The following is an 8,018-nucleotide window of genomic DNA, read 5'->3' as shown; positions in this document are numbered from 1 at the left end:
AGATTTTCGCTTGATATACACACAGTTGTCGTATCAAGCGTCATACCCTAACATCGTTTAACACCGTTATTTACAAGGAAGACAGCCATGAGCGAGCGTATTAATCTAATACCTGAAGGATCAGATATTGCTATCGACGATTTTTTAGAAGAGAATGCAGAAAAAGGGATTTATCGCCTACATCGCAGCGCCTTTACCAACGAAGAGCTATTTGAGCTTGAGATGAAACATATCTTTGAAAGCAACTGGGTTTATCTGGCTCATGAGACTCAAATCCCTGATAACAACGACTACTATACAACATACATCGGCCGTCAGCCGGTCATCGTTGCCCGTAATAAAGAAGGTGAGCTGCATTGTATGATTAATGCCTGCTCTCACCGCGGCGCTCAATTATGTCGTCATAAAAAAGGCAACAAAGCCACTTATACATGCCCCTTCCACGGTTGGACTTATAACAACTCAGGTAAGCTGCTTAAAGTTAAGGATCCGCGCGGCGCTGGTTATCCTGACGCCTTTAATAAAGATGGCTCACATGACCTAAAGCAAGTCAAACTTGCCAATTATAAAGGCTTCTTATTTGCGAGCCTTAATGATGACGTCGAACCGATTGAAGACTGGCTTGGTGGCTCAACCAAAATCCTTGATATGATTGTCAACCAATCACCAGAAGGCCTAGAAGTATTGCGCGGTACCTCAACCTATACCTTTGATGGTAACTGGAAGCTACAAGCTGAAAATGGCGCTGATGGCTACCATGTGTCAGCCGTACATTGGAACTATGCTGCTACGACGGCACGCCGTAAGGAGCAAGAAGCTGTAAAAGAAGACAACATTAAAGCCATGAACGCTGGTAAATGGGGTCGTCAAGGTGGCGGATTCTATTCCTTTGAAAATGGTCATCTACTGCTGTGGACCCAATGGGAAAACCCGCAAGATCGTCCCAACTTTGCCTATCGCGATGATTATGTTGCCCAATATGGTGAAGCAATGGCTGACTGGATGATTGGACGTTCGCGCAACTTATGCCTATATCCAAACGTCTATATCATGGATCAGTTCAGCTCACAGATACGTATGCTACGTCCCTTAGCCGTTGATAAGACTGAAGTCACCATCTGGTGTATCGCACCAAAAGGTGAGAGCGATGAAGCACGTACTCGCCGCATTCGTCAGTATGAAGACTTCTTTAACGTGACTGGCATGGCAACGCCAGATGACTTAGAAGAATTCCGCTCATGCCAAGAAGGCTATAACGGCATCAAACTTGAATGGAATGATATGTGCCGAGGCTCTGAGCATTGGATAGAAGGCGCTGACGAAGGCGCAAAAGCCATTGATCTTAAACCTTTATTGAGCGGAGCAAAGACCGAAGACGAAGGCTTATATACTGTACAGCATCGCTACTGGCATGAAGAGATGAAAAAAGCCCTAGAGCAAGAGCAGCAGTTACATGGCGCAGGATAATATGAGCGCTATGTATAAGACACTTATCTAAAGCAACAAAAGGCAGGTATTTAAGCTAAATATGCTGCCAGTCATTTGCTGCAACATGTCAGGACTCACCAATATAAAAGGATTACGACAATGAAAAACGCAACGGTTAGCATCGAAGATGTGCGTCAGTTTTTGTACCGTGAAGCACGATTGCTTGATGAAAAAAACTGGGACGAGTGGCTCGCTTGTTATGATGAAGACTGCCCATTTTGGATGCCAAGCTGGGATGATGATGGCGAGCTGATAAGCGACCCACTACGCGAGATATCACTTATTTATTATCCTGATCGCCGTGGCCTTGAAGACCGCATTTTCCGTGTCGAGACTGAGCGCTCTTCTGCAACCATTCCTGATACCCGTACCACGCACAACCTATCTAATATTGAGCTGCTTGAAGATAACGACGGCATCGTTAGTGTCCGCTTTAACTGGATTAATAAATCCTATCGTTATCATGAGACCAATACTTATTGGGGGTTTTCTAAGTACAAGATAGACATGACTCAAGACAGCCCAAAGATTTTGGATAAATATGTCGTGTTAAAAGATGATTATGTGCATCAAATTATGGATGTGTATCACGTCTAAATTCTGCATGTGCTTAGTAATACTTACCAGCCAATATGCACAGTTAATTTCTACAACGGACTCATTGATAGCCCAGCCTTTATCAACCAGCCGTTATCAATAAGCCGATTAAAGTACAGCTAGATTAGTTAGTAACCATATGTTGAAAAGGGATATTTCTCATGGAATATAATATTGCTCTACAGTTTGAAGACGGTGTCACAGGATTCATCAAATGTGAAGCAGATGAAACCGTCGCCGAAGCGGCCTACCGCCAAAAATATAACATCCCTGTTGACTGTCTCGATGGTGCTTGCGGTACTTGCCGCTGTCATTGTGAGTCAGGCAGCTACGATATGCACCCTGACATGTATATCGAAGAAGCGCTGACTGAAGCTGAGGCCAAAGAAGGCTATGTTTTGACCTGTCAGATGATTCCTGAAAGCGACTGCGTTATCAAAGTACCGACCTCCTCTGAAGCCTGCAAAGTTGGCAAGTCAGTGTTTAAAGGTAAGCTACAACAGCTAAACGTGCTTTCGGAGTCTACCATTCATTTTGGCGTCGAAGTCGATAATCCAGATGCGCTAGTATTTTTGCCAGGACAGTATGTCAATATCAGCATTCCTGATTCTGGCGAGACACGCTCCTACTCGTTTAGCTCTGTACCTAGTGCTAAGCAGGCCGAATTCGTCGTCCGTAATATTCCTAATGGCAAAATGAGCACCTTTTTATCCGATATTGCACAAATTGGTCAAGATATTGATTTTGAAGGGCCGTTTGGTAGTTTCTATTTGCGCCCCCTTGTACGCCCTACCTTGTTTTTGGCAGGTGGTACCGGTATCGCGCCTTTCTTATCGATGCTAAAGAGCTTAGAAGTATCGGGCGCTCATCACCCTGTCAAGATGGTTTATGGCGTTACCAATGACGCTGATTTGATAGAGATTGAAAAACTAGAAGAAGTCAAAAGCAATCATGCTTGGTTTGATTATCGTACGTGCGTGGCGACCGAAGACAGCAACCATGAGCGCAAAGGTTATGTGACAAGCCATGTTGAAGCTGATTGGTTAAATGATGGTGATGTCGACGTCTATCTGTGTGGTCCTTTAGCGATGGTCGATGCTGTCAGTAACTGGTTGGATACGAGCAGCTTAAAGCCTAGCAATTTTTATTATGAAAAATTCACCCCTAGTGAGCAGTAGTAGATTATTAGCCAATACTAATAGCAATTGATAGTGCTGCCAATTCGTATTGAAACCGACAAAGTGTTACTGGCAACAAATTTTTGCAGCCTCTGTCTGCGTAGGCACAGCACAGCAAGCCAGAAAAATTTATACCAGTTTCGCGTTATTAAATAACGTAGCCATTTTATTTAGTAACGACTATAGTCATTAACGGTCAGTATCTAAACTCAAGATTAAGTTAAACGGTAGCAATTAAATATAATGATGAAAATGGAATAACTACATTAGCATGATTTTAATTTTATCTACTTCTCATTAATAGACGCTGCTGTCATTTTTGGTGTAACGGACATTTTGAGGATTTGGTGAAAACAAATAAACAGACATAAAAAAAAGCGTCTTAGCATGAAATGCTAGACGCTTTCTCTACAATAATAGCCAATTACTTGTGATTAACTGTCTTAACTAAACAATAAATTAAGCAATCTTAGGTGTTTTACCTTCGTTGATAACCTGCTCATCAACCATTACTGTTTTGGCGTTCTTCATTGATGGTAGCTCATACATAGTCTCAAGTAGAGCGTTTTCAACGATAGAGCGCAGACCACGGGCGCCCGTCTTACGCTCCATTGCTTTTTTGGCAATTGCATCAAGCGCTTCTTGAGTAAAGCTAATGTCAGCACCTTCCATATCGAACAAGTACTTATACTGTTTTACCAGTGCGTTTTTAGGTTCAGTTAGGATCTGTACCAGTGCTTCTTCGTCAAGCTCCTCAAGTGCTGCCAACACTGGCAAACGACCGATTAGCTCAGGAATAAGACCAAACTTAATCAAATCTTCTGGCTCGACTTGTTGGAGCAAATCTGAGCTGCGGCGACTGTCATCTTTTGAGCTGACATCAGCGTTAAAGCCAATGCCGCCTTTTTCAGTACGCTGCTGAATCACCTGATCAAGACCTGCAAATGCCCCACCAACGATGATGAGGATATTACTGGTATCCACTTGAATTAGCTCTTGCTGCGGGTGCTTACGTCCACCGTGTGGCGGGATAGCAGCGACTGTACCTTCGATAAGCTTGAGCAAGGCTTGTTGCACACCTTCGCCTGACACATCGCGCGTGATAGACGGGTTATCGCCTTTTTTACTGATTTTATCAATCTCATCAATATAAATGATACCTTGCTCAGCTTTGCTCACATCATAGTCAGAGGCTTGTAATAGCTTTTGTACAATGTTTTCTACGTCTTCACCGACATAACCAGCTTCGGTTAAAGTAGTGGCGTCCGCCATCGCAAAAGGTACATCTAGTAGACGTGCTAAGGTCTGCGCAAGTAAAGTCTTACCAGAACCAGTCGGCCCAATCAGCAAGATATTACTTTTAGCTAGCTCAACCATTGCATCATCAGCACCGATTTTAGCTTTTTTACTATCATTAGCTAAGGTTTGGCTAACTTTTAGACGCTTATAATGGTTGTAAACAGCAACAGACAGTGCTTTTTTGGCAGCGTCTTGACCGATGACGTACTCATCAAGCTTGGCACGCAACTCTTTAGGAGTTGGCAGTTTTTTATTGACCCATGAGGTATCAATTTCGCCATCAGAGTCATTATCAGTTGCGCTATCAGCGATTAGATCTGTACATAGTTCAATACATTCGTTACAGATATTGGCATCGTCAGCGGCAATAAGCTGCTTAACTTCGCTTTTGGCTTTGCCACAAAACGAGCAATGCGGGTTGTTATCTTCTGCCATATAAGGCACTCCTAAAATTTAAAGCTTATAAATATTTGGCGTGTGTCCATTACAGCCCAAACGCCAAGAGTTCAGGCCGAAGGGAAGTATCAGTCAATACTACAAAGAATCCGGGCGGCGCTCTAACACTTCATCAACCAGACCATACTCTTTGGCCTCACGGGCATCTAACCAAAAGTCACGCTCAACGTCTTTTTCGATCTTCTCTACTGGTTGACCAGTACGCTCAGCCAAAATCTCATTTAAGCGCGCGCGTGTTTTTAGAATTTCACGAGCGTTAATTTCGATATCTGTTGCCTGACCTTGAGCACCACCTGAAGGCTGATGAATCATGACACGAGAATTGGCTAGTGCATAACGTTTGCCTTTTTGACCAGCGGCCAATAGGAAAGAGCCCATGCTGTAAGCACCGCCCATACAGATAGTCGATACTTCAGGTTTGATAAAATTCATAGTATCAAAAATAGCCAAACCTGCACTGACTGAACCACCTGGTGAATTGATATATAAATGGATATCTTTATCAGGGTTTTCAGCTTCTAAAAATAGCAGCTGTGCGACGATTAGATTGGCCATGTGGTCTTCGACTTGACCTGTCAAAAATATCACACGCTCACGCAGCAAGCGCGAGAAGATATCAAAAGAGCGTTCACCGCGTGACGACTGTTCGACAACCATAGGCACCAATGCAGCTTGAGGTGCATTTTGCATGCTTTGCACATCGTTGTGCGCACTCATTAGCATATCAAAATGAGGGTTGGCGGTGATGCGATCATAATCTGTCATAAAATGTCCTATAAACAAGTGTATAAAATAGAGTTCAAAATGAGCTAAGGGTTTGTCATGCTACAGTCTAATAATGGTATGCAAAATAGTGTATCAGACAATAATATATAAGCGTTATTAAGTATTAAGCCTTATTTAATATAAACACTTCGTAATCAACAACCATAGTAATTAATAACAACAACTGACGCTATGATAACTGGTTTAATTATGAGGCTGTATTAATTTTCAGTTAACTTCAACAATCAATAGTAATACTCAATGACTTGGCACCTAAAATAATCGGACTTCTACGTTTGCGTTTATACAAACCCTAAAAAGTAGCGATTAAACGGACAGCGTGACTCACAATAACAATTTAAATGGCTGTACAAAGAATGGTTTCCTATTGATAGGGTGTTTGTGCTCAATTATCAAGGGGTAGCCTCATAAACCACGAATAAAAATGCCCCAACAAATCGTTAGGGCATTCTTGTTACACTCTAATTCAATAGCGCAAAAACGCTAATTTACATAGCTTGTTGCTGTTGTTGCTGAGCGGCCAGTAAGTCTTGGTAGCTAACTTCTTTGTCAGTTACGTTACCTTGATCAATGAGATAATCAACCACTTGGTCTTCTAATACAACAGACTCGATGTTGGCGCGTTGCTGCTTGTCATTGGTGTAGTACTCGATGACTTCGCTTGGGTCTTCATAGTTTTCTGCAGCTTCTTTAATGAAGTTCTCAACACGCTCTTGATCTACTTTAAGGTTTTGTGTGTCGATAACACGGGCAACGATGATACCAAGACGGGCTGCACGTAGTGCTTGCTCTTCAAATAGTTCATTTGGCAGCATGTCTTTATCAAAGCTATCAGCACTAGCGCCAAACTGCTGAGAAAAACGCTGCATCATCATGTTGCGTTGACGCTCGATTTCTTGCTCTAGCATGGCGTTTGGTACGTCAAACTCGTTCTTTTCTAGCAAGGCATCAAAAGTCGCTTGCTTGACTTGGCTACGAGCCGCGTTTTTGATTTCGCGCTCCATGTTTTTACGTACGTCTTCTTTTAGCTTATCAACGCCGCCTTCGGTCACGCCGAATAACTCTAGGAACTCGTCGTCGATTTCAGGTAGTTTTGATTTTTCGACCAGTTTTACGTTGATTTTGAACTGTGCTTCTTTACCCGCTAGGTTTTCTGCTTGGTAATCTTCTGGGAAGGTCACATCGATGACTTTTTCTTCGCCAGCTTTCATGCCTTTGATGCCCGCTTCAAAACCTGGGATCATCTGGTTGCTACCGATAATCAATTTAAAGTCTTCAGCTGAGCCACCTTCGAACTTCTCACCATCAATTGAACCTTCAAAGTCAAAAGTCACTTGGTTATCTTTGGCTGCCATGCCTTTTTTCTCGACAAACTCTTGACGCTGCTTTTGCAAGTTTTCGATCATAGTATCGACGTCTTCATCTTTAACAGTCGCGGTATGACGCTCAACTTCGATCTCATTGATACCCTGAACGTCAACTTCTGGGAAGATTTCGACAGTCGCTTGATAAACTAAGAAGTCGTCTTCTAATTTAACATCGTCGATGTTTGGCATGCCAACGGCGCGGATGTCTTCAGACTTGATTGCTTCAAACACGGTATCGCGAATCACATCATTGATCACTTCTTGCTGAATACCAGCACCATACTGTGAACGGATATGAGACATTGGAACGTTACCTTTACGGAAACCGTCAATCTTGGCAGTCTTCGCCACTTGACGAATACGGCCTTCAACTTTATTTTGAATTTTTTCAACAGGAACTTTCACCGTCAGCTGGGTTTCTTTTTCCGACAGCTTGTTGGTTGTGACTTGTAAATCTGTAGCCATGTTAATTACACCTTTATGATTAAAATAACAGGCAATCGCCCCTCTAAATATACAAGGGTTATGCCGATTGCCATTGGAATGAATAGGGGCACTAAAGTACTTATGTTTCGATACTGATAGGTTGGTCATCAGATAGTGCAAATAACACCATCTAATATCCAATACTGATAATTCAAAACCAATCTTCTCTACCAAAAGCGTTGCAATGACTGTTGCACTGTCATACGTTGTGCATTTATAAACATTGTGCTTTTGTAAATGGTACAGTCGACCAGAAACTTGCAATAAAATTTTAAAAGTAGAACAGTATAATCTATCTGTTAATTAAAGTAAAAGCTATCTGTCAGGATGGACGGTAAGCAAAAGTACTAGTAAACGAAAG

Annotated in this window: 6 protein-coding genes; 3 read left to right on the top strand and 3 right to left on the bottom strand. The window is 42.4% G+C overall.

Translation table 11 applies throughout. The features are described 5' to 3' along the window. The first annotated feature begins 87 nt into the window (after nt 1–87). The 3 genes from benA (at nt 88) to benC (ending at nt 3,263) form a co-directional block, all read left to right on the top strand. Nucleotides 88–1,467: a benzoate 1,2-dioxygenase large subunit gene (gene benA, locus PENNN9_RS12355; RefSeq protein WP_058369949.1), complete on the top strand. Its 1,380-nt coding sequence runs from the start codon at nt 88–90 to the stop codon at nt 1,465–1,467. Between the two features lie 120 nt (nt 1,468–1,587). Further along, a complete protein-coding gene (benB, locus tag PENNN9_RS12350; RefSeq protein ID WP_058369948.1) occupies nt 1,588–2,085 on the top strand; it encodes a benzoate 1,2-dioxygenase small subunit in 498 nt (165 codons plus the stop codon). Nucleotides 2,086–2,246: 161 nt separating this feature from the next. Next, nucleotides 2,247–3,263 carry a benzoate 1,2-dioxygenase electron transfer component BenC gene (benC, locus tag PENNN9_RS12345; protein ID WP_058369947.1) on the top strand — a complete coding sequence of 339 codons (1,017 nt, stop codon included), beginning with the start codon at nt 2,247–2,249 and terminating at the stop codon, nt 3,261–3,263. 459 nt (nt 3,264–3,722) lie between these two features. On the opposite strand, the gene clpX is transcribed toward benC, so the two are convergent. From clpX to tig, 3 genes are all read right to left on the bottom strand, one after another. Continuing rightward, complete coding sequence (gene clpX / locus PENNN9_RS12340; protein WP_058369946.1) at nt 3,723–4,997, bottom strand: ATP-dependent protease ATP-binding subunit ClpX; 1,275 nt, start codon at nt 4,995–4,997, stop codon at nt 3,723–3,725. Nucleotides 4,998–5,096: 99 nt separating this feature from the next. Continuing rightward, on the bottom strand, nt 5,097–5,783 hold the full coding sequence (clpP, locus tag PENNN9_RS12335; RefSeq protein ID WP_413771755.1) for an ATP-dependent Clp endopeptidase proteolytic subunit ClpP: 687 nt from the start codon (nt 5,781–5,783) through the stop codon (nt 5,097–5,099). Nucleotides 5,784–6,292: 509 nt separating this feature from the next. Then, nucleotides 6,293–7,636, bottom strand: coding sequence for a trigger factor (gene tig / locus PENNN9_RS12330; protein ID WP_058369945.1), 1,344 nt, complete (start codon nt 7,634–7,636; stop codon nt 6,293–6,295). Between the last annotated feature and the right edge of the window lie 382 nt (nt 7,637–8,018).

This window comes from Psychrobacter sp. ENNN9_III (genome assembly GCF_001462175.1).
Lineage (GTDB): Bacteria > Pseudomonadota > Gammaproteobacteria > Pseudomonadales > Moraxellaceae > Psychrobacter.
This window is presented reverse-complemented; position numbering and strand designations above follow the sequence as displayed.